Annotated in this window: 6 protein-coding genes; 1 reads left to right on the forward strand and 5 read right to left on the reverse strand. The window is 50.8% G+C overall.

The features are described from left to right. Positions 1-79: 79 nt before the first annotated feature. From G7Y52_RS14675 to G7Y52_RS14695, 5 genes are all read right to left on the reverse strand, one after another. Positions 80-367 carry a hypothetical protein gene (locus tag G7Y52_RS14675; protein WP_165073195.1) on the reverse strand — a complete coding sequence of 96 codons (288 nt, stop codon included), beginning with the start codon at positions 365-367 and terminating at the stop codon, positions 80-82. Between the two features lie 10 nt (positions 368-377). Then, on the reverse strand, positions 378-941 hold the full coding sequence (locus G7Y52_RS14680) for a hypothetical protein (protein WP_165073197.1): 564 nt from the start codon (positions 939-941) through the stop codon (positions 378-380). Continuing rightward, the gene (locus G7Y52_RS14685; protein WP_206215344.1) at positions 916-1,221 is read right to left on the reverse strand and encodes a hypothetical protein; all 306 of its coding nucleotides are present in this window, start codon (positions 1,219-1,221) and stop codon (positions 916-918) included. The genes G7Y52_RS14680 and G7Y52_RS14685 overlap by 26 nt, the downstream gene beginning before the upstream one ends. Positions 1,222-1,302: 81 nt before the next feature. After that, positions 1,303-1,446 carry a hypothetical protein gene (locus tag G7Y52_RS15155; RefSeq protein ID WP_206215345.1) on the reverse strand — a complete coding sequence of 48 codons (144 nt, stop codon included), beginning with the start codon at positions 1,444-1,446 and terminating at the stop codon, positions 1,303-1,305. Positions 1,447-1,635: 189 nt separating this feature from the next. Continuing rightward, the gene (locus G7Y52_RS14695; RefSeq protein ID WP_241159780.1) at positions 1,636-2,148 is read right to left on the reverse strand and encodes a ParA family protein; all 513 of its coding nucleotides are present in this window, start codon (positions 2,146-2,148) and stop codon (positions 1,636-1,638) included. A 61-nt stretch (positions 2,149-2,209) separates the two neighbouring features. Between G7Y52_RS14695 and G7Y52_RS14700 the strand changes: the two genes are divergently transcribed. Then, the gene (locus G7Y52_RS14700) at positions 2,210-2,797 is read left to right on the forward strand and encodes a site-specific integrase (protein ID WP_277424321.1); all 588 of its coding nucleotides are present in this window, start codon (positions 2,210-2,212) and stop codon (positions 2,795-2,797) included. Positions 2,798-2,807 lie beyond the last annotated feature (10 nt).

Raw genomic sequence — 2,807 nt, forward strand, 5'->3', positions numbered from 1 at the left:
CATGAACAGCCTTGGTTCGGATTTCTTCAGATGCAAATTTCATCTCTGCAATCTAAACGATTTTTAAATAAAATAAAAGTCAAATTGCTCTAATCCTCAAAAAATTTTTACCTTGCAGAACCTTGGGGAGGCAATCATAGGCCAGCTTTATATCAGAATATGAAATTTTATTTTCCTCCATAAATCCTAATAAAATCTTTTTAGGTAACTCATTAAAAAAAACGTCCAGGTGGCCTATCCATGCGCCAGGCTCTTTTTTTCTTAAAAGAATATCAAGCAGAATATCTGCGGTAATTTGAGCTTTATATGATACATTGCACGAAATTAACGTGCACATAGTATACTTTTTTTTCTCTTCCATCTGCATTCGCTCTCATTTATCGTGAGAGATATTTCCCCTTGCTATTTTCCTGAGCCCTGTCCTGCCCCAGAGCGCGGGAAAGATGCAGCATGTGTTCCTTGTACACAGCCTTCAGGCATTCTTGCCGCCGAGAAAAATAGAGTTTTTCTGCTGGCGTGGCATTGCCTTTGGCGTAATCGGATAAACGTCTGCATTGCGTTTTGATCAGGCTTTCCATGACCGTATCCATGATACGGGCCTTGGGCAGATTTTCCGGAGCATAGGTAGCCTGGAAATCTTCCCTGGCTGTCCTGGGGTTGCTGACAATCCGCCACCGCTCCATAATTTGCTTGTGGCCGTTTTCCGATTTTTGGGCCAACTCTGTTCCATACACACTGAAGTCACGCTGAACCGCAATTTTTTCCATCGCCAGCAATGTATCAAAATCCTTGGCTTTCAGCGCAAGACCCATTTCAGAAGCAGCCTTTTGCAATTCTTTTGAGAGTCGCAATCCCGGTTTAGATTCTCTAATACTTGCTAAAATATCATCCGCCATATCCAATCGGTGGGCAAACTCAAGAGGCGAGCCAGTTTTTACCATATTTTTCTACCGCAGTGGAAAGGTTTACGCCTTTTTCTATAAGCGCTTCAAGGCCCATGCACTCTTTAAGTGTTTGGAGATATTCAGCAGGCAAAGGCAATGTACGGTGGAGGGCATCAGCCTCATCATCCTTTCCTTCATCAATGAGCGCCATAACCTGCTGTACGACTAATTTTCTTTCCTCTTCCGAAAAATGTTTCAAATTCGGTTCCTGCATGGCTTCCTCCAGACGTAGAAAACTTTTACTCCAACGAATATATGCGAAGGTTCCAAGTCCCACAAGCGCCCGTTTAAACAATATTTTTTAATGGAACTATTTTTCAGAATAAAAAAATTTTTATAGTGAAAAATAGTTACATTTTTATTGTGTTTTCCCCTCATGCCTGGCCAGGTAAGCTTCCAGAGCCGCCCTGACCACATCCACTTCCTTGCATTCATGCTCAAAGGCAAAGCGGCGCAGGCGCTGATTCAGCTCCAGGGGAAGAGTGAATGTCTTGGCCTTCACCGGCCCTCCCCTGGGCCTGCCTGTTTTCTTTGCCGTGCTCTCTGGCTGGACGACTTCCGCCCGTGCTTCCGTCGGCTTAAACAGATCGTCTGCCCTGGGCGAAGCATCAATTTTTATCCGTCGTTTTCCTCTGTCGCCAAGACCCATTTTTATATCCTTATGGTAATATTTTTTTATGTAAAAAAATAACTACTGTTTTCTTACCCTGAGCATGAACTCCCTGGCAAGTGCCGCGTAATCCTGAGCGCCATAGCTCTGGCTGCGGTAGTCAAAAATGCTCTGCCCATTGCTGGGCGCTTCTGCCAGCGCCACATTGTCCCGGATGGCCGTTTTGAAAACCAGGTTCCCCCAGCGCTCTTGCAGACCGGCGGCCACGTCGCGGTTGAGCGACTTACGCCCGTCAAAGAATGTGAGCAGAATCCCCAGAGTATGGAGCCGGGGATTGAGATTTTCAATGACCCCTTGCATCGTCTCCCGGATCAGATCAAGACCGGCCAGGGCATAATATTCCGCCTGTACAGGTATCAAAACCCCGTCGGCGGCGGTAAGGGCATTGACAGTCAAAAGCCCAAGGCTTGGAGGACAATCAATGATGGCGAAATCATAGGCCGCGTCTTTCAGCGCTTTTTTCAGAAGATTCTCGCGCCCCAGCTTTGAGGCGAAGGCCAGCTCCGCCACAGCCAAATCCCTGGAGGCGGGCAACGGACTGCTGACGGCAAATCCGCTGCATGATCTGCGGCTTCCCCGTGCCCGAGCGCAACGCATTGCACCGCCTACGGCCAAAGAAGCCAGAGCGATCCTGGAGGTGGCCGCTCCGCATGTGCAGCGCGTCGTCATTCTGGGCTTATGCGCCGGGCCGCGCATCGGCCCCAGTGAACTTTTTCGCCTGGAGTGGCGGGACGTGGACTTGGGCACGGCAATGTTGCGCATGCCAAGCGCCCGGAAAAACCATCTGGAAGACGGCCGGGACATACCCATCCGCAGCGACCTGCTCCGGATCCTGCAAGCATGGCAGCGTCATGACGCGGCGCTGGGCATCCGGCATGTCATCTCCTGGGGCGGTCGCCCGGTACGCAGCATATGCCGGGCCTGGCACACGGCCCTGGAGCGGGCGAACATCAAGCGCCGTATTCGGCCCTATGATCTTCGCCACGCTTTTGCCACATATGCCCTGGCCGGCAGTGCCGACATCGGCAGTGTGGCCAGCCTTATGGGGCATGTTGACGCCTCGATGATCCTCAATACCTATCAGCATGTCCAGGACAACCAGAAGCGTGCGGCTGTGGAAGCCGCGCCCGACATCCTGGGCCTGGCCGGAGCTGCCCGCGCGAAGCGGCTGCCGGGGATGTAAGAAAACGCTT

It is taken from the genome of Desulfovibrio sp. ZJ200, from assembly GCF_011039095.1.
Lineage (GTDB): Bacteria > Desulfobacterota > Desulfovibrionia > Desulfovibrionales > Desulfovibrionaceae > Desulfovibrio.